This window comes from Psychrobacter glacincola, from assembly GCF_904846075.1.
In the GTDB taxonomy this organism is placed as follows: Bacteria; Pseudomonadota; Gammaproteobacteria; order Pseudomonadales; family Moraxellaceae; genus Psychrobacter; species Psychrobacter glacincola_C.
Window position 1 is genome coordinate 922,381 of sequence record NZ_CAJGZH010000001.1, and the last position, 20,787, is coordinate 943,167.

Annotated in this window: 15 protein-coding genes; 4 read left to right on the plus strand and 11 right to left on the minus strand. The window is 45.1% G+C overall.

What is annotated here, in order from left to right:
* Positions 1–193: 193 nt before the first annotated feature.
* From JMW85_RS04040 to leuS, 5 genes are all read right to left on the minus strand, one after another.
* Positions 194–2,143 (minus strand): MacB family efflux pump subunit, encoded by a 1,950-nt coding sequence (locus JMW85_RS04040; protein WP_227681688.1) that lies wholly within the window; start codon positions 2,141–2,143, stop codon positions 194–196.
* 192 nt (positions 2,144–2,335) lie between these two features.
* Positions 2,336–3,676 carry an efflux RND transporter periplasmic adaptor subunit gene (locus JMW85_RS04045; protein ID WP_201581014.1) on the minus strand — a complete coding sequence of 447 codons (1,341 nt, stop codon included), beginning with the start codon at positions 3,674–3,676 and terminating at the stop codon, positions 2,336–2,338.
* 235 nt (positions 3,677–3,911) lie between these two features.
* Positions 3,912–4,988 (minus strand): DNA polymerase III subunit delta, encoded by a 1,077-nt coding sequence (gene holA / locus JMW85_RS04050; RefSeq protein WP_201581015.1) that lies wholly within the window; start codon positions 4,986–4,988, stop codon positions 3,912–3,914.
* A 58-nt stretch (positions 4,989–5,046) separates the two neighbouring features.
* Positions 5,047–5,766 carry an LPS-assembly lipoprotein LptE gene (locus JMW85_RS04055; RefSeq protein WP_227681656.1) on the minus strand — a complete coding sequence of 240 codons (720 nt, stop codon included), beginning with the start codon at positions 5,764–5,766 and terminating at the stop codon, positions 5,047–5,049.
* Positions 5,767–5,839: 73 nt separating this feature from the next.
* Positions 5,840–8,527, minus strand: coding sequence for a leucine--tRNA ligase (gene leuS / locus JMW85_RS04060; protein WP_201581016.1), 2,688 nt, complete (start codon positions 8,525–8,527; stop codon positions 5,840–5,842).
* 226 nt (positions 8,528–8,753) lie between these two features.
* Between leuS and JMW85_RS04065 the strand changes: the two genes are divergently transcribed.
* A complete protein-coding gene (locus JMW85_RS04065; protein WP_201581017.1) occupies positions 8,754–9,125 on the plus strand; it encodes a Spx/MgsR family RNA polymerase-binding regulatory protein in 372 nt (123 codons plus the stop codon).
* 31 nt (positions 9,126–9,156) lie between these two features.
* Here the strand turns inward: JMW85_RS04065 and JMW85_RS04070 are convergent, their stop codons facing one another.
* The 6 genes from JMW85_RS04070 to JMW85_RS04095 all read right to left on the minus strand — a co-directional run bounded on the left by JMW85_RS04070 (position 9,157) and on the right by JMW85_RS04095 (position 16,436).
* Positions 9,157–9,390, minus strand: a complete 234-nt coding sequence (locus JMW85_RS04070; protein WP_060490566.1) for a hypothetical protein — start codon at positions 9,388–9,390, stop codon at positions 9,157–9,159.
* 12 nt (positions 9,391–9,402) lie between these two features.
* A complete protein-coding gene (gene argB, locus JMW85_RS04075) occupies positions 9,403–10,317 on the minus strand; it encodes an acetylglutamate kinase (RefSeq protein WP_055124537.1) in 915 nt (304 codons plus the stop codon).
* 82 nt (positions 10,318–10,399) lie between these two features.
* Positions 10,400–12,178 (minus strand): phosphomannomutase/phosphoglucomutase, encoded by a 1,779-nt coding sequence (locus JMW85_RS04080; RefSeq protein WP_201581018.1) that lies wholly within the window; start codon positions 12,176–12,178, stop codon positions 10,400–10,402.
* Between the two features lie 133 nt (positions 12,179–12,311).
* Entirely contained in the window at positions 12,312–12,776 is a 465-nt protein-coding gene (gene dut, locus JMW85_RS04085; RefSeq protein ID WP_045444733.1) for a dUTP diphosphatase, read from the minus strand.
* 110 nt (positions 12,777–12,886) lie between these two features.
* Positions 12,887–14,290 carry a magnesium transporter gene (gene mgtE, locus JMW85_RS04090; protein ID WP_201581019.1) on the minus strand — a complete coding sequence of 468 codons (1,404 nt, stop codon included), beginning with the start codon at positions 14,288–14,290 and terminating at the stop codon, positions 12,887–12,889.
* Positions 14,291–14,402: 112 nt separating this feature from the next.
* Entirely contained in the window at positions 14,403–16,436 is a 2,034-nt protein-coding gene (locus JMW85_RS04095) for a UvrD-helicase domain-containing protein (RefSeq protein ID WP_060490569.1), read from the minus strand.
* Positions 16,437–17,337: 901 nt separating this feature from the next.
* On the opposite strand from JMW85_RS04095, the gene ndhC reads away from it, so the two are divergent.
* From ndhC to nuoC, 3 genes are all read left to right on the plus strand, one after another.
* The gene (gene ndhC, locus JMW85_RS04100; protein WP_055124534.1) at positions 17,338–17,961 is read left to right on the plus strand and encodes an NADH-quinone oxidoreductase subunit A; all 624 of its coding nucleotides are present in this window, start codon (positions 17,338–17,340) and stop codon (positions 17,959–17,961) included.
* Positions 17,962–18,081: 120 nt separating this feature from the next.
* Positions 18,082–18,750, plus strand: a complete 669-nt coding sequence (locus JMW85_RS04105; protein WP_025653094.1) for a NuoB/complex I 20 kDa subunit family protein — start codon at positions 18,082–18,084, stop codon at positions 18,748–18,750.
* A gap of 245 nt (positions 18,751–18,995) precedes the next feature.
* The gene (nuoC, locus tag JMW85_RS04110; RefSeq protein ID WP_201581020.1) at positions 18,996–20,771 is read left to right on the plus strand and encodes an NADH-quinone oxidoreductase subunit C/D; all 1,776 of its coding nucleotides are present in this window, start codon (positions 18,996–18,998) and stop codon (positions 20,769–20,771) included.
* Positions 20,772–20,787 lie beyond the last annotated feature (16 nt).

Here is a 20,787-nt window from a genome sequence, read left to right on the forward strand (position 1 = left end):
GTTTGTTTCAACGTTTAAAGAATTTCTATCCCTAAACGTGAGAGCACATTATATACACTATCAGGACAATTACAACCCCGTAATATAAAAAAAGTGCAATTAATGCGAAAAAATGCGTTTTTTTATATAATTTGGCTTATTGGTGGCTGTTTCATGGCAGTAAATGCCTATTTAAAACGTCAGTCGCGACGTTTTAGTCCCTAGACAGTGCTTCAACAGGATCTAACTTGGCTGCATTACGTGCTGGTAAAAAGCCGAAGACAACGCCAATCAAGGTTGAACAAATAAAGGCAGCAATGATAGAGGTTGGTGAGTAAATCACTTTAAAGCTATCACCAGCAAAATTATTAATGATTTCACCGATAGCAAAGGCCAGTCCAATACCTAATAAGCCGCCCAAAATACAGACGAGTACGGCTTCTATCAAAAACTGCTGCATGATATCGTTTTGACGAGCCCCAACTGCCATACGTACACCAATTTCATTAGTACGTTCCGTGACCGATACTAGCATAATATTCATCACACCAATACCACCAACGATCAATGAGATAACAGCAACCGATGAGATGAGCAGTGTCATAGTACCTGTCGTTGATTCAATGGTCTGACGAATAGAATCTGAGTTAATAATATTAAAATCATCTTTACCATGGCGACCTTCTATTATGTCGGAAATAGCTGACTCAGCTACACTAGATGAGACACTATCATCTAACAGTGCTATAAAACTATCAATATTTGCACTACCAGTTATACGTGACATCACAGTGGTATAAGGCATATATATGACGGGTGTCGTGCTACTTGGTCCAAAGCCACTGTCGCTTGCCTCAAGGACGCCAACCACTCGTCCAGGCACACTACCGATGAGTATGACTTCTCCGATAGGGTTATCTATATTTGCAAAAAAAGCACTCTTGGCATTGTCATCGATAATAATATCTTGACTGCGAAGGTCGATACTTTGCGAATCGAAACCTTGACCTAATGCCAGCGTCTCACCAGTGACCTCTAGATAATACTCACCAACACCATTGATGGTCGAGTCTTCCTGCACGCTGCGATAGCGTACACTAGAGCTGGTATTGACTTGAGGGCTCACATTGATAACATACGGTTGACTGCTGACCGCTTCTGCATCTTCTGGTGTGAGGTTGTCGTCATTATATTTACGTCGCGGGTCGCCTCTAGGGTAGCCGTCATTCACTGTTATAGTATTGGTTCCTAGCGAGCTAATATTTGCGAGAATTTGCTGCTGAGAGCCTTGACCAAGACCAACGATAGACACAACCGCAGCGATACCGATGATAATGCCTAACATGGTCAGCAAGGTGCGCATCTTGTGTGCACGCATGGCAAGTAAGGACATTTTAAAAGCTTCGAGCAAACGATCCACAAAGCTTCCGAAGGCACTTTTACGATGTCCACCGAGGATAGATTCTGGGTGTTGAGTTGTCTGTTTATAATGCTCAGTTTTATAATCAGCAATGACGTAGCCATCTTTTAACTCAATAACCCGTTCGGCTTGAGCCGCAAGTTTGGGATCATGAGTGACCATGATAATGGTATGACCTTTAGCATTTAGATCATGTAAGATCGCCATCACATCTTCGCCAGATTTACTATCTAGTGCGCCAGTTGGCTCATCAGCTAAGATGACATCGCCACCATTCATCAGAGCGCGAGCAACAGAAACACGCTGCTGTTGGCCGCCTGAGAGCTGGCTAGGACGATTATTTACCTTTTCACCAAGACCTAGATCGGTCAAGAGCTTTTCGGCGCGATTGATTCGTGCCTCAGTGTTCATACCAGCATATACGGCAGGGACGGCAACGTTATCTTTAGCGCTAATGTCGCCAAGCAGGTGGTAGCGCTGAAAGATAAAGCCAAAATGCTCTCGGCGTAACTCAGCCAGTTCATCTGCCTCTAGCTTGTTTGCTGATTGACCATAAATCTTATAGTCACCTGCTGTCGCCTGATCTAAGCAACCCAAGATATTCATTAGTGTAGACTTACCAGAGCCAGATTGCCCGATAATCGCGACCATTTCACCTTGATTAATCGTTAAATTAACCTCGTGCAATACGCGAATGGTTTGCTCGCCGGCAGCAAACTCTCGAATAATACCCGACAGCTCCATAATGGGCTTGTCAGCGGTAGCTGCAGTATCATTCGATGAGTCGTTTTCTATCGAAGCGCTAGTGCTGTCGGTCGGCTGTTTAGCAGATTGAGATATAGTCATAGCAATGTCTTTAATCAAAGATAGTGAGTGTCGTGAGAAAAGGGCTAAGTTGCTCAAGCCCTTTCATCGTTAACATAGTCAAAGAATTAATTACATCCTTGGAGTACCACCAGGTATACGAGTACGACCACCACCTTTACCTGAAGCATTGGCACTACCTTCGCCGATGATAACCTGCTCACCTTCTTTTAAACCACTTAAAATCTGCGCATTTACTCGGTTATCAATGCCTACTTCTACTGTGCGAGGTTCTACTGTGCCGTCATCACTTAGTACGCGTACAACCTTGCTGGTTTTTGCTTGACCTTCAGTTTGATTTCTCGCGGGTCTTTCTTGTATGGCTGCTGATGGCACAAGCAACGCGTCTTTGGCTTGATCGATGATGATATAAATCTGGGCGGTCATATCAATACGAAATAATCGCTCAGGGTTAGCTACTTCAACATAGCCAACATAGTAGATCGCAGAATCGGTTGAGCTGGTCTTGCTAATTTCCTCAGGTGCCGGCTCAATAGCTGTCAGTGTCGCATCATACTGCTTGTCTGGATTACCGATGATATTAAAGTAGGCGGGCATACCAGCATTGACATTGATAACATCGGCTTCGGAGATTTGTGCGTTGATTCTAACAGTAGACAAATCTGCTAAAGTTACGATGGTCGGGGCTGTTTGATTGGCATTGACCGTCGTGCCTTGCTCTGTGGTCACTGAGACGACAGTACCTGATATTGGTGCGCGAATCGTTGTATAGCTAAGGTCTTCTTGAGCCGTTGCGACATTGGTTTGAGACTTTCGTAATGCTGCTTGTTGGCTATTAATGTTTGCAGTGGCTGTTGCAATGGCGGCTTTTGCCGTATCAATAGCAGCGCGTGCATTGGCGACCGCTGCCTGCGCTGTTTGAACTTTTGTTGCCTGTGTATCGTAATCCTGTTGTGATATCGCATCGATAGCGAGTAGTCCTTGCAGGCGTGCAAAATCAGACTGTGCTTGTTTAAGCTCAGACTGACGGCTGGCAAGATCAGCATAAGCACTTTTTAGACTAGCTTGTTTGCTTAACGATTCTGCTTGCGCACTTTGTAGCGCGGCTTCGCTTTGCTCAAGGCTGGCTTGTTCATTGCTCAGGCTGTTCTTCTGAGTCACTTGATCAATCTGTGCAATCAAATCGCCTTGTTTCACCTCGTCACCCACTTCTACATAGAGGTTTGTGACCTCACCAGAAACCTGTGCACCGACATCAACGGTATTAAGTGCTTTAACTTTACCTGATGCCATGACATTGTTTTCGATATCACCAACCTCAACAGGTGCGGTTAAATAACTGGGTTTTTCTTCTTCTGGTTTTAAAAAAGTATAGGCCAAAGCCCCTAATGCTACGATGATTAAGGCGATGACACCCCATTTGATAGCAGACTTTTTGCTTATTTTGCGCATGACAACAATCCAATTACAATTAAATCAAGTGTAGATATAGTAGAGACTTCACCTGCAAAAGGGAACGGAAATTAGTTTACGAAAGGTTAAGGTGGTTTTTATGGAAGGAGACCAAGCACTGCGCTGAAAGTTATCAAAATTAAATTTTAGATAGGATGCCATCATAATAGGAGGGGATTAAAAATCGACTACGCAAGTAATGAAGACGTTGACGTATACTAAGAAAAATTGCTATTTATCGTGCAGTAAATAGCCGCTTACCTGATAACTCAAGCGCTGCTTGCAATAATAACTCCCACGCTGGCTGACGCACGAGGCCTTTGATGGCTTGGTCACATTTATAAAGCAGGGCAGGCCATTCAGCCGTTTGCGCTTTTGACTGGCGACGGCAAGCTTGCTGGTACAACCCTTGTTTGCTACGCCAAATACCAAGCGCTTGCGGATCTTGCCCATCCATTAACTGCATAATTTGTCGCATGTCTTTACTAACCGCCCATAATACCAAGGTGGTTGGCTCGTCGGTGGCTTTCAGCTGAAACATGATTTTAGCGACTTGCGCGCTGTTACCGGCAAGCATGGCATCCGATAAATCAAAGACGCTAAATTGTGCATCACTGACCAACGCGGCTTGTAGATCCTTAATGTCTAAGGCAACATTGTTCGGGAGTTGTGTAGAGTGATCAGCCTGTTGACTAGCCTCAATATTCTTAGCGACTAACTGCGGCGCAAATAAGTAGGAGAGCCGCCATAAGGTCTGATAAGCGCTTAGCAGATGGTGCTCAGTATGCGACATAAGCAGCTGCCACGCCTCTTGAGACAGCCGTAAACCAAACTGCTGAGCTTGTATTTGCAGTAGCTGCTGTCGTTGCTGCTCATTATATAAATTGCAATCAATGACATGACCATATTGAGCAAATGGCGTAAACCACTTGCTGCTTTGCGCTCGTTTGTCTTGCTTGGGCGTGAGCCATAATAAGCTATGACTGTGCGTCCCTGTTTGAGCTTCAACGGCAAAGCGCTCAAGCTCAGTGATGACCGCCTTGTCAGGCTTATGGTTACCCGTCACGATGAGTGCACTGGCATCATCAAATAAAGACTGGCTACCAAGCTCTGACAATACTTCTTGCCAGCTTTTGACCGATATCAGCTCAATACGCTTAATCGCGTAATTCTGCGCGCGCCAATGTGGGCGCAGTGCATCGATGAGCCATTGACTGAGTAGTGGCTCATCACCATGCGCCAGCCACAAGCCCGCGACTGCAACGGAAGGCTGTAGTAGCTTTGGATAGGCTTGTATAAAGGTATCTTGCATAGGGTAATAAGTACACAGATTGATGAAAATAAACGTGGAATGTGTTACGCATTATAAGTTATGGGTTTGGCACTACCACCGCGATCGATGTTGAGCCATTACCGCTTTGCACAGATTGTCTGACTCCAGAAGAGCTGACCTTTGGTAGGGAGATGGCGACATATTGATCAGTAATTCGGCGTGCTAAACTGTCATAGAGCCAGTCACGAATTTGATCGCCTTGCTGATCATCAGTGCTCACCGACGCTTCATTATATTGATAGCTACGCTCGACTTGGATAGGGTTGCTTAGCGTAATTGGTTTGCCATTTTCCATGGTCTGATAGCTGACATCTGCTGAAAGTACCAAGCGTATCTCTGTCAAGACACCGACCAGCTCATAACGCTTAAAACGGACGTTACTGATGGTGATAGCGGCAATGGGTGCAGCACTTGCTTGTTTGTTATTGTTCGCAACATCAGCTGCTGTCATGTTGTCAATGACATCAACACCTAAAGTTTTTAGGCGTCTTGTCAATGGCAGCTTAAGCGGAAATGAGGTGCGATTGTCTTCGAGAATCACGGCTGTTTTGGCGACATCAAGCAGCATCGGCGCATCATAGCCACGCAGTTGAAAGCCGCAGCCACTAATAGCTGCCGTTGCACCTAGTAGCGCAAACATTGGCAGGGCAGTCAGAAAAGCCGCCGCCAGTTTTTGTCCGCTTGATTTTTTAGCAAAAGCGTCTTTTTTGCTTAAGCTGGCTTTGGGTGACTGACCTGCTCGATATTTATACGACATAATCGCTATCCTAATATTATAAAAAGGCTCAGACTAATCATTAAACTAATAAAAAGTACTGAGCCTAAAAAATCTAGCCTACCACCACGATGTTTACCAGCTTATTAGGGACGACGATTTCTTTTTTGATGTCGCCAGTCAAGAATTTTGCCACACTTTCTATTGAACGTGCTTGTGCTTTTAGCTGTTCTGGATCGCTATTTGGGGCTACGTCCATTTTACCGCGCATTTTACCATTGACCTGTACCACCATCGTGATCATATCTTGTACCAGAGCATTTTTATCAACTTCTGGATAATTCAAGGTAATGGTATCTAAACCCAATTGCTCAAGTAAATGTTCACCAATGTGCGGCGCATATACGGATAGCATAATCAGCAGATCCGTCAATGCCTCATGCTGTACCTGTAGGTCTTGCTTGCTATTGCCCTTAAAGCCAGTCAGCTCGTTGGCAAGCTCCATCAAACTTGATACAGGCGTGTTCAATGCCAAACGATCACCCAAATCACTATCAATTTTAGCAATGGTTTCATGAGTTTTACGGCGTAAGTTTTTGGCTTCTTTGCTTAAGCCATCAGTGCTCAAAGCTTCATTGTTCAGCGTCTCGATACTTAGGTTCGCGGCAGTAAGCGCATGCATGTGTTCAGTAGCAATACGCCATACTTTTTTGACGAAGTTATAAGGGCCTTTGAGCGCATCATCTGACCATTCTAGCGTTTGATCCGCAGGCGCGGTGAAGAGCGTATAGAGACGAACGGTATCAGCGCCGTATTTATCGATGGTAATTTGCGGATCGACACCGTTATTTTTTGACTTAGACATTTTTTCGATTTTGCCAATGGTCACCGGCTGCCCATCAGATTTTAAGATGGCTTTAATCGGTTGACCACGTTCGTCATAGTCGATATCAATGTCTTCTGCAAAATAGTACGTGGTACTGCCATCCGCATTTAGGCGATAGAATGTCCCTGCCAATACCATGCCTTGCGTCATCAAATTAGCAAATGGCTCATTTCCTGACACCAAGTCTTCATCACGCATCAGTTTATGGAAGAAGCGTGCATAAAGTAGATGCATTACCGCATGCTCAACACCGCCGATGTATTGATCGACAGGCAGCCACTTATTGGCGGCAGATTTGTTGACCATGCTTTGCGCATCATTTGGGCTTGCAAAGCGTGCATAGTACCAGCTTGATTCCACAAAGGTATCAAAGGTATCAGTCTCGCGCTCAGCAGGATTACCGCATTTAGGACATGTCGTATTGACAAACTCTGGAATGTTTTTTAACGGATTTCCGCGACCATCAGGAACGACATCAGTCGGTAAGACAACGGGCAAATCTTGCTCTTCGACAGGTACGGTACCGCAATGCTCACAGTTTACCATTGGGATAGGACAGCCCCAATAACGCTGGCGAGAAACCCCCCAATCACGGAGACGGTATTGGATTTTTTTCTTAGCAAGCTCTTGTGGTTCTAGTTTGGTCAGCATCGCTTCAAATGCTTGCTCAAAGTCTAGCCCGTCAAATTCGCCTGAATTGATTAGAGTATTGCGTTCAGTATAAGCACGATTAATCTCAGTATCGTTCGCCTTTGCATCTGCTTCTAACGCATCGAAATAGCCGACAGGGATATCGATGACTTGTTTAATCGGTAAGCTGTATTTAATCGCAAACTCATAATCACGCTCATCATGAGCAGGGACAGCCATCACCGCACCTGAGCCGTAGCTCATGAGTACATAGTTGGCAACCCATACTGGCACTTCTTCGCCAGTAAGTGGGTGCGTGACCGTAAGACCAGTAGCCATGCCGATTTTTTCAGCTTTAGCTAGGTCTGCTTCTGCAACTGAGCCTTTTTTGCAAAGCGCACAGAATTGCGCAATTGCTTCATCATGCTCAGCCGCATACTGCGCTAGCGGATGTTCGGCTGCGACCGCCACATAAGTCACACCCATCAAAGTATCAGGGCGAGTAGTGAACACATCTAACGTATTGGTCTCGCCAGCAAGCTCATAAGGGAAGTGTGCTTCCATGCCTGCGCTACGACCAATCCAGTTGCGCTGCATGGTCAATACTTCTGATGGCCAGTGACCTTCTAATTGGTCTAAGTCATCAAGTAATTCGTCAGCATAATCAGTGATATTAAAGTAATACATCGGAATGTCGCGCTTTTCGACCGCAGCGCCACTACGCCAGCCTTTACCATCGATGACTTGCTCGTTGGCTAAGACGGTATTATCAACAGGATCCCAGTTGACGGTCGACAGTTTTTTGTAGACCAAGCCTTTTTTGTATAGCTGTAAAAACAACCACTGTTCCCACTGATAATACTCTGGGCTGCAAGTAGCAAATTCACGTGACCAGTCGATAGATAGCCCTAGCAATTTAAGCTGCGCGCGCATGCTGTCAATATTGGCAAACGTCCATTTGGCAGGTGGAGTCTGGTTGGCAATCGCCGCGTTTTCTGCTGGCAAGCCAAAACCATCCCAGCCCATAGGCTGCATGACTTCATAGCCCTTGAGGCGATAGTAACGGCTCAATACATCAGAAATCGTATAGTTACGCACGTGACCCATATGCAGCTTACCGCTTGGGTAAGGGAACATCGACAGCATATAGCGACTTGGCTTATCGCTTGGCTCATTGCTCACTTCAAAGCGTTTGTCAGTTGCCCATTTGGCTTGCTGCGCCGCTTCTATCGCTTGTGGGTTATAATGATTGTTTTCAGCTTGGTCAGATGTCACAGTATTGCTCATAGTTGGCTCGAGATTGATTAATACGAATAAATTGGGTGAAATTTCACAATGCCATAGCATAGCGTAATTTGGCGAAAATTGCGACGATATGATAGGGCGTTTGCGCATGACGAAGAATACAAATTTGAAAATTTGAGCGGGTTTTTAATGTTTTGGTTATCATAAACCAAATACCCATAGGCTTAGGTATAATAAACAGAATAATGATCATTGATTTGGAGTTTTTATGACCATCACTATTTACGGTATCAAATCGTGCAGCACCATGAAAAAAGCCTTTACCAAACTAGACGAGCTAGGTGTCAGCTATGATTTTCATGATTATAAAAAACGTGGTATCGATAAAGAAGCAGTACAGCGCTGGGTAAATGAGCTAGGTATTGATAAAGTACTGAACAAGCGTGGCACCACATGGCGCAAGCTGACCGACGAGCAAAAGCAATCAGCAGATGCCAATATAGATAACGCGATTGACCTGCTAGTAGAGAATACCAGTATGATTAAGCGTCCGATAGTTGAAGGTGAGCTGACTGATAAAAATAAGATTATATTACTATGCGGTTATGATGAAGCTGAGTTTGATAAAGTTTTTTCGTAAAAGAATACGGCTATCATCAATAAAGCCCGAGCTAAGAACCTCTTAGCTCGGGCTTTATAACACCTAAAAGAAACCAAATCACACTTGCGAGCCATATAAGCAAGACGTAAAAGCGAATTTGTTCAGCATTCCAATCTAGTGCAAACCAATCAATGAGGAAAAATGACTTCCACCCTTCTATCCATTTTGCGCCACCATAGCCAATAATCCACCAGCAGTACAAGCTTTCTAAGATAAAAAGTAGACACCAGAGCCACAATGCCATGATTTACTCCTGCTACTCGGCCAATGATGAGCCTAAATCACGACTGATTAATGTACCAACCCCTTCATTGGTGAAAATCTCTAACAGCGTGGCATGAGGCACGCGACCATCGACGATCACCGCGCTTTTTACGCCGCTACGTACCGCATCAAGTGCACATTGGATTTTGGGAATCATACCGCCTGAGATAGTGCCGTCTTCAATGAGGCTGTCGACTTTCTTTGGCGTGAGTCCAGTCACGACTTCGCCGTCACGACCCAGCACACCTTTGATATTGGTTAGAAGCATTAATTTCTCAGCTTGTAAAAATTCCGCTACTTTACCTGCAACCAAGTCGGCATTGATATTGTACGTATTGCCTTCGCTATCGACCCCAAGTGGCGCGATGACGGGAATAAAGTCAGAGGCAATGAGCATGTTAATCACATCTTTATTGACACTGACCACATCACCGACAAACCCTAAATCGACGGGCACAGCAATCCCATCTGCGCCAATTTTTTCCATCATCAGTTTTTTGGCTAGGATTAAATTGGCATCTTTACCCGTCAAACCGATAGCGCGGCCACCGTGCTTGTTGATTAAGCTAACAATAGATTTGTTGACACTACCACCTAAGACCATCTCGACGATATCCATGGTGCTTTTATCGGTGACGCGCATACCATCGATACGGTCTGACTGACGCCCCAACTCTTTTAATAAATTATCCACTTGTGGACCACCGCCATGCACGACCACGGGATGAATGCCAACGGTTTTTAACAAAACGATGTCGCGGGCAAATGAGCTCTCAAGCGCAGGATCCGTCATCGCATTGCCGCCGTATTTGACCACGATAAGCTTATCGACAAAGCGCTGGATATAAGGCAGCGCTGTGGTCAATACTTCAGCAGTGTTTTTGGCATCATCTAAATTAAGCGTCATTATAAACTCCTAAGTTATGGTATTAAAAAGTCATATTTTTATTTGACAGCAACTACTTTGACGGTAACTATTTTGCTCAAAACTATTCGGCAGGAATAGCGACAATTTGTTCCGCCAGTTTTTTATCAAATGGGCGACATAAAGCGGCAAATTTTGCTTGAATGTCGCGTAAGTCTTCTATGCTATCACCAGCAAAGCGTGCGGTAAGATTGTGACTGGTATTTGATTGGCGGAGCACCCCAAAACCATGGGCGAAATCCAAACGTACGCCATCAATACAGCTCAGCTTCGTCCCCACTGGCAATAAGCATTTGGCTTGCTTGGACGTCATATATTGCCGACTCATCGAACAACGGCAAAGCGATGGCTGGCTAGTAGCTATCCAATGATCACCAGAATCTTCTGCCATGGTCGCTTCCACGAGCTGGCGTAAATACTGACAAAATTTTGTCAGCTGTACGACGAGAGCATCGTCTTTCTTAAGGGTTTTAGGCATCGGCAAATAATGATCCGCTGTACTGACCATAGCAGGCAATTGCTCTGTAATATCAGTCAGAGATTTTTTACCGTGAGCATCGTAAGCCGCTAGCCAATGCAGCAATCGCAAGGCCGCGTACATGGCGTCATCATAAATAATAAAGCGGCTATCGTTAAATATGAAATGCCCTGACAATTCACCCGCAAAGACAATTTGACCAGCAGAATGCTGCATCTGTCGGCGCATAAAGCTGCTGCCCGTTTTACTGAGCACAGGTGTTGCGCCAAGCTCAGACAAGAGATTCGGTAGATGATGGGAGCATTTAATATCAAAAAGGATTTGAAAAGGCAGTTGTGAATGGCCTGGGCTTTTAGAACAAAGCGTTTCAGGGTGTTCGGTCAGCGCCACTTGCGCTAATAAATATAGCAAGTGATCGGGCGTGACAACTTTACCGCTATTATCGACGATCATTAAGCGGTCGCCATCGCCATCAAAAGCGATACCTATATCTGCTTGATGTTGACGCACACTTCGCTGTAATTGTTTGAGACGGTGTGGTTCAGTAGGATCAGGATTGCCAGAGGGAAAACTGCCATCTGCGAGGTCATTAATCATGATGACCTGCTGGCAAAAATGCTCAAATAAACGCTGGGCGATATTACTGGTCGCCCCATGCATGCAGTCTATGACCACCACCACATCAAGGGTGTCAGATGGTTGTTGGTTATCTTTGGAGTGTTGTGTATTACAGGGATGGATTTGCTTAAAAACTTGCGCGATAGCCTCAATATAAGTCGTCGCGACTTGTGTATCAGATAAGTTGAACGGCTGATTACAAATAGATTTAGCAATTGTATTCGTCAGCGTATTTTGAGCATCAACCTGTGCTTGAGCGTGATTGAGGTGGCAAGCATAGGTAGACCGTGTTTTTTGCCAAAGCAACTGAATCTCTGCATGACTTGGAGATTGATGATTGACCAGCCATTTGATACCTAAAATATCTTTAGCAGAATGACTGGCGGTGACGATAATGCCATGACCCGAGTATTGCTCTGCCCAAAAAACCATCATGGGGGTAGTAATTAACCCCAGCTGGATAACTTGTAAGCCAGATTCAGTCAGTATGTTAGCCAATCTCTGAGCGATAATATCACTACCGAGACGCACATCATAACCAAGCACAATGACGGTTCTTTTAAGGTCAATACTTGATTTTGGCAGGGAGGCTTTGACAGGAGCTGCGGTTGAGTTGCAATCTGCGACACTATAAAGCTGAGCAAATGCCTTGCCCAATGCTTGAATAAAATCAGTGGTAAAATGCTGGCGTGAACCACGAATATCATAAGCACGAAATAAGCATTGCTGCGCAGCAAAAGACGGCATCGCTTACTCTCCTTATGGCGTGATTCACGTGATGGTGATTTTGTGATGACTAAAGTACAATTAAAATGGCAAATCAGTAATGATAACTAATTACTGGCGGCCTGAATGTCCAAAGCCGCCTGCACCACGTGCATTACTGGCGGCCTGAATGTCCAAAGCCGCCTGCACCACGTGCACTGGTATCACTAAACTCTGACACCACTTCAAACTCAGGGCGGGCAACGGGTACGACGACATATTGTGCCATACGTTCCGCAGGATTCAACACAAAGTCTTCATTACTACGATTCCAAATACTGACCATCAGCTCACCTTGATAATCGGCATCAATCAAGCCAACCAAATTACCCAAGACGATACCGTGCTTATGACCAAGACCTGAGCGCGGTAAAATCATCCCTGCAAAGTTAGGATCTTGGATATAAACCGCCAAACCAGTACCAATTAAATGTGTGGCACCTGCTTTAATCGTCAATGGCTCATCAATACAAGCGCGCAAGTCGATACCAGCGCTGCCATCAGTGGCGCGTGTCGGTAACGAGAACGCTTTATCTTCAGTAATTTTAGGGTTTAATACTTTAACTTGTACAGCTTGCATAACGCACTCACTTAACGGTTGGATAGTTTCTAAATAATATTGTTTCTAAATAAGATAATTTCTAAACTATATGATTTCTAAATAATATAGTTTTAACGTTGGCTATGTGATTATAGTATCAACACACTCGCCAAACCCAAGAATGACATAAAGCCGACGATATCTGTCACGGTGGTTAAAATAACCGAGGCGGATAGGGCAGGGTCAATATTCATGCGTTTTAGGAGCAGTGGAATACTAATGCCTGACACATTGGCGGCGGTCATATTAATGGCAATGGCAAAACCAATGACGGCACTGATTTTAATGTCATGAAACCATAGTTGGGCAATAATCGCCATGATTATCGCCCATATGATACCGTTTATCGCGCCAACCCACAGCTCTTTATTTAATAACCACAAACGGTTGGAACCACCGATTTGACCCATCGCCATACCACGAATAACCACTGTCAGAGTTTGTGACCCAGCAATACCGCCCATACTCGCGACCACAGGCATGAGTATCGCCAGCGCCACCACTTTTGCCAGTACCGCCTCGAACTGACCAATCACAGCCGCAGCCAATAAGGCGGTACACAGGTTAATACCTAGCCAAATACTGCGGCTTTTAGCACTGGTTAAAATAGGCGCAAACAGTTCTTCATCTTGGCTGACACCCGCGAGGTTTTTCATGGTGCTATCGACATCATCTTGGATAATTTCCATGATGTCCTCGCCATTTAACTGACCGACCAACTCACCATGGCTATTAATAACGGGGGCAAAACGAATGTCCTCTGAGCGGAAAATCGCTGCGGCATCTTGGATGTCTAAGCGATCATTAATGGTGATGGCGTTATCAATCAATTCTGAGACTAAGGTAGTTTGATCATGTTTAATCAAATCGACCAGACTGAGCAGCCCGAGTAATTGTTGGCTTTGATCGACAACCAGCAGCTCTTGGCTTTCATCATCGAGCAAATCGTCATTTTCTCGTAGCCAGTTCTGTACTTCTGCAAGGCTGATATCATCCCTGATCTGAATGAGGTCAGGATCCATGTAACGACCGACTTCCCAGTCAGCATAGGTATCGAGCTTATTGACCTGTACTCGGATGTCTTCATCCAAGGTTGCCATGACCGAGGTACGCACACTTTCGGTGACGGTGTCTAAAATCTCAGAGATGTCTTGCGCATCAAGGTCTTGGGTAAATAAGGAAATGTCTTTCGATGAGACGTTTTCTAATAGCGGCTGGCGTGTATCAAACTCTAACTCGGCAAGCACTTCGCCTTTGATGTTTTCTGGTACTTGTGCCCAAATCAATAAGCGATTTTGGCTAGGGAACGATTCTAATAGGCTCGCAATCTCATATTTGGACTGCTTTTCTAAAAACTCAGTAATCGCCTCGTATGCCTTGTCAGCAACCAAACTTTGCAGGTATAGAAGCTTATATTCGCCGCTATACTCTGCTGGATTATAATCTCCCTGTAGCGTAGATGGTCGTTCCTGATCAGGCATAGGGGTAGGCATAAAGGTTCCAAAGTTTTTAGAAAGTATAAATAATAACAAACACTAAAATGTCGAATAAGTGCTAATTTCTCATGTCGCTAACTGGTGATGCTCTCAAGCTTTGGGCCTAACGCTAACGATTACCCAATAAAGCGCGAATGTTAGCCAAGTATTCATCAGCAACGGCTTCTGGGTCTTTAGTCGCTTTTTTCTTTTTCGCCTTGGCTGGCCAGTCGATATGCTCTTCTGGTAACTCATCTAAAAAGCGCGATTCAGAAGTGACACGCATCTGACCGCCCGCACGGCGCTGAGTCGCTAGCGTCAATGTCAGCTCTCGACGCGCACGAGTAATGCCGACATACATCAAGCGCCGTTCTTCTTCGACCGTCTCGCTTAGGATAGAGTTGCGGTGCGGTAGCATTTCTTCTTCAAGCCCCATGATATACACAAAATCAAATTCCAAACCTTTTGCTGCATGCAAGGTCATCAAGTTAACCTTGTTGGTGTTTTCTTCTTCTTGCTGTTGCTCGAGCATATCCAGCAACACCAGCTTACGAATGATGGTATCAATGGTGCGATCTTCGTCTTCTTCGGCGCGATTAATCAGTGATTGAATACTAGTGTAGAGCATATCAATATTATCGATACGGTTTTTTTCTTGTTGCGGGGTTTTGGCGTCGCTACGCACAAAGTCGATATAACCTGTTTCATCAATCATTTGGCGGACGATAGGTACAGGGTCAGGATGCTGATCGAGCTCACGCGTATAATGTTCAATAAACTCACCGAACTCTTTTATCGTACCATAAGCCTTCGACGGTAAAACATGCGCGAGCCCTGCGTGTGTACAAGAAGCGAGTAGCGAGATGCTATGCTCTTGTGAAAATAAGCCTAACTTCTCTAGCGTTGCTGGCCCCATTCCACGCTTAGGCGTATTGATAATACGTAAAAACGCACTGTCATCTTCGGGGTTCAGAATCAAACGTAGATAGCCCATGATGTCTTTGATTTCACTACGCGCAAAGAACGACTGACCACCCGACAACTTATAAGGCACTTGCAATTGACGCAACTGCGCCTCCAGCATGCGCGCCTGAAAGTTACTACGATATAGAACCGCATACTGCTCCCACTCATTACCGAAACGCAGTTTATGAGTGACAATCTCTTTTGCCACACGCTCAGACTCATCATCATCGTTACGACAGTTAATAATGCGAATTTTTTCGCCTTGACCTTTATCTGACCAGAGTTTCTTTTCAAATAAATGCTCGTTATTGGTAATAACGGCATTGGCAGAGGTCAAAATACGCGTGGTCGAGCGATAGTTTTGCTCAAGCATGACGATTTTGAGTTTTGGGAAATCTTCTTTGAGTAGCGCCATGTTTTCCGGTTTTGCACCGCGCCACGCATAGATAGATTGATCGTCATCGCCCACGACGGTAAAACGCCCTTGCGGTCCGACTAAGTATTTGATCATCTCATACTGGGCGGTATTGGTGTCTTGATATTCATCGACTAGCAAGTAACGAATACGGTTTTGCCATTTATCGCGCAGCTCTCTGTTTTCACGCAATATCTTGGTCGGCAGGACAATTAAATCATCGAAATCAACGGCGTTATAAGCACGCAAATTGCGCTCATATAAAGCATAGAGGGTGGCAAAAATCATATCTTCTGGATCGTCTAAGGTTTCCATCGCCTTGTCCGGCTCGATCAGATCGTTTTTCCAATCAGAAATCATTTTTATCGCTTTACCAACCAACTCGCGACTTTCAGCGCCGCTTAAATTGTCACGCATCATCAGCTCCATCAGCAAACGCTTACTGTCGTCGCTGTCCATGATGGAGAAGTTACCCTTGAGCGGGGTATGAATCAGCTCATAGCGCAAAAACTGTAGCCCAAATTGGTGAAAGGTAGACACCGTCAGCCCGCGAGTTTTTTCACTCGGCAGCAATTTACTGACACGGGCTTTCATCTCGCGCGCCGCTTTATTGGTAAAGGTCACCGCGGTGATACGCTCGGCTGGCATGTTGCATTCTTCGATTAGATACGCAATCTTGCGGGTAATCACCGATGTCTTACCGGAGCCGGCACCTGCTAGCACAAGCAATGGACCGGATACGTAAAGCATCGCTTCTTGTTGTTTGGGATTAAGTTGACTCATAAGGTGACCTGTAAGACAAAAGCAAAAAGAAAGCAAAAAAGGCGAGTGTTGATATCAAGCGTTGCTCAGTGAGATAAAAACAGCACGTATGAGGCAGATCGATAGCGCAAAATGGCAACATAGCATTATAGTTGGTTGCATCATTTCGATATCAAAACATGGCGTCGATAAGGTTAATCAACCTATCCGCTAATCACGCTCATGACCATTAATATTTTGTGACAATTAATCAAGAGAGCCATCGTTAAAACAGCCGCTGATACTACCATGCAATTAGGCGGGTTATTATAAAGCAAAAACCGTCACATTGGGGAGGAGTTCAAGGATCGGCACCCAGTAAAAAAGCGTTAATTTTTCGTGACTTATACTATATATACTAGCGTCCATTCAAAAATGTGGATTTGGGCTTAATATAAGGTAACGTCTATATCATAATTCATGGCAAAAAAAACATGTTTCTTTCACCTATAAAGTGACCGTTCAATACAGTTAAAAACTAGCTTTTAGGCACTGATATGCGTATAGTACGTAAATAATTTATGCCAGTTGTCTCGTCATTGTTGACCACGTGTAATGAGCTATTAAATCAATTAAATAAACTATCGAATATGATATTGATTTAATACGTTGATCTTACGTTGTTAGAAGATGCGTTAGGCGACCAGCCTTTCTCCGTTATATATCGGAGTATCTATAGTTGGTCATGTCTGACATCGTCGTCAATAAGCTTGATAATTGGTTATTACCAGCACAGTATCTATATGAGCCATTGAGTTATTAAGACCCAATGGCAGTTACTTTGTGTTTTCGTCTGCGTTATGCCAGTCGCTATTACCACTCTATAGTTTGTGAGTATGCGCGCTGCGCTTGACACTCGATTGGGTGAGGAGCACGTATTATCATGTCTGCTTTTAATTGGTCAGCCATTGCTTTTATCTTAGCCGCCATTGGGCTAGTGGTCTTTATGCTGGTTGTGCCGCGTTTGCTTGGCGGTCGCTCTCAGGGCTCACAAAAAGAAGAAGTATTTGAAGCGGGTGTTGTCGGAGCTGGCAACGCCCGTATTCGTTTGTCTGCCAAATTCTATTTGGTGGCAATCTTCTTCGTTATCTTTGATTTAGAAGCGCTATATTTGTACGCTTATGCTGTTTCAGTACGTGAAGCAGGCTGGCTGGGCTTCGCCGCTGCCGCGATATTCATTACCATCTTGATCATAGGCTTGGTATACGAGCTCAGTCTGGGTGCGATGAATTGGGCACCATCGGACAAGCGTCGCAAGCAACCACGTCTATATGCAGCTCCGGCAGGTTTTAATTTGGCAGATATTACGCAGTTTGATGGCGTCGATGAGCTGATGGTCGATCCAACTGGCAAGATACCAGCCCAGTCTTCAGGGCAGATTAATGTCTCGAACAATATCGAGACCAACCGTCGTCACTTGCAAAATATCGATCATATTAATACTACTGGTAATGTGACTTCCATGGATTTTGCTACATCTGCGCAACAAGACAAAGTCAAACGCTAATCGCTTTTGACGGTCTTGTGGCACATTACTGCAAAATGGTCGCTTATTAATAATAGAAGTTAAGGGGATAGCGGAAGCAAGATGATTGCTGCGCTTCGCCTAATATAAAGGTTGTATGTTATGAAATACACATTAACAAAAGCCAACCCTGATGCAGATGTCTATCCTGCACAGACCAGTCAAACGGTCAATGATCCAATCGAAGACGAAGTGAATAAAAACGTCTTTATGGGTCGTCTCGAAGACCTCGTCCATTCAACAGCAAACTGGGGGCGCAAGCACTCACTTTGGCCATTTAACTTTGGCACCTCTTGCTGTTATGTCGAATATGCCACCACCCTAACCGCCGTTCATGATTTGTCACGCTTTGGTGCCGAAGTCATTCGCGCGTCGCCCCGTCAGGCGGATGTGATGATCGTCGCTGGTACTTGTTTTGTCAAAATGGCACCGGTTATTCAGCGCCTTTATGAGCAAATGCTTGAGCCAAAATGGGTTATCTCGATGGGCGCCTGTGCCAACTCTGGCGGTATGTATGATATCTATTCGGTCGTGCAAGGCGTGGATAAAATTATTCCTGTTGATGTCTATGTGCCCGGTTGTCCGCCGCGTCCAGAAGCGTTGATCCAAGGCTTAATGTTGCTGCAAGAGTCGATTACTAAAGAGCGTCGCCCGCTAGGTATTCATGTCAATGATCAGGGTATCTATCAGCCACAAATGACGCCTGAGCGTGACCGTAAGCAAGCAGATCGTATCGCTGTGAAAAACTTGCGTAGCCCAGACAGTATTTAATCAGCGAGCCTGTAGCCAAACTGCATGTGAGAAACAGCATTTAGGCATAAATTATTTGGCTATATGATGTTTTAGTTTGGCTCAATCATACACAATCCGTAAAAGTGCTCAGTACGCATATATTCATCGTAGTTCGCTTATGTTTAGCGTAGTTCAGTTATGATTAACATGGTTCAGTTATGATTAATATAGCTCGGTTAGGCTCAACATAGCTCAATGATGATTAATGAAGGAATACATCATTCATGGTCACGGTAGTCGAAAACATAGATCCTAACATTAAGCCTGTTCCAGCGGTTATCACCGAGCTGGAGCAGAAGTATGCCGGTAAGTTTGTCGTGCAGCACACTGTGGATGAGATTCCAACGGTTTGGGTGGCACGTGCTGATTTGCTGGATATTCTTCTATACCTGCGTAAATTACCCCAGCCATACGTCATGCTATTTGACTTGTCAGCGATAGATGAGCGTCTGCGCCAACATCGCCAAGGTTTGCCTGACAGTGACTTTACGGTGTTTTATCACCTGATGTCGCTTGAGCGTAATAGTGACGTACGTGTCAAGGTCGCTCTGAGCGAAGACGATGTCAATGTACCGAGCGCCACCAACATTTGGCCAAATGCCAACTGGTATGAGCGTGAAGTATGGGACATGTTCGGTATTGTCTTTACAGGTCATCCGCATTTGACCCGTATCTTATTACCAAAGTACTGGGAAGGTCATCCACTGCGTAAAGAGTATCATGCGCGTGCGACTGAATTTACCCCATATTTCTTGAACACCGCCAAGCAGCAATACGAGCAAGAAAACCTGCGTTTTGTCCCAGAAGAATGGGGCATGAAGCGTTCAGGTCGTGATGAAGACTTTATGTTCTTGAACATCGGTCCTAACCATCCCTCTGCTCACGGTGCATTCCGTTTGGTGCTACAGCTCGATGGTGAGGAAGTCGTCGATTGTATCCCTGATATCGGTTATCACCATCGCGGTGCAGAAAAAATGGCTGAGCGTCAAACGTGGCATTCATTTATTCCTTATACCGACCGTATCGATTATCTCGGCGGTGTGATGAATGAGCTGCCGTACATCATGTCGGTTGAAAAACTGGCTGGGATTACGATTCCACCGCGCGCTGAGACCATTCGCGTGATGATGAGCGAGTTTTTCCGTATCACCAATAACTTACTGTTCGTTGGTACGTTCATTCAGGATGCGGGCGGCATGACCCCTGTATTCTATATGTTTACCGATCGCCAAAAGGCCTATGACGTTATCGAAGCCGTAACTGGCTATCGTATGCACCCCGCTTGGTTCCGTATCGGCGGTACTGCTGCTGACCTACCACGTGGCTGGCAGCGTTTGGTTCGTGAGTTCTTGGATTGGATGCCAAAACGCTTGGACGAATATGTCAAAGCAGCATTGCAAAACAGCGTGCTCAAAGGTCGTACCCAAGGTGTTGCTCAGTACAATGCTAAGCAAGCACTTGCTTGGGGCGTGACGGGCGCTGGTCTGCGAGCGACAGGCGTTGACTTTGATTTGCGTAAAGCACGTCCATACATGGGCTATGAAAATTACGATTTTGAAGTGCCAGTCGGTTACAACGGTGATGCGTATGATCGCTGTATGGTCAAAGTCGAAGAGATGCGTCAGTCATTGCGTATTATCCGCCAGTGCATGGACAATATGCCGCAAGGCCCTTACAAAGCGGATCATCCACTAGCGGTACCACCGCCAAAAGACCGTACCTTGAACGATATTGAAACCTTGATTAACCACTTTATCTCAGTATCTTGGGGTCCTGTGATGCCAGCGGGCGAGTGTACGACAATTGTAGAAGCGACCAAAGGTTTGAACAGCTATTACATCACCTCAGATAAGGCGACGATGAGCTATCGTACCCGTATCCGTACGCCGACGTTTGCACATTTACAGCAGATGCCATCGGTGATTAATGGTTCGCTCGTTTCTGATGCCATCATGTATTTGGCATCGATTGATATCGTAATGGCCGACTGTGATCGTTAGTACCGTGATCGCTAAT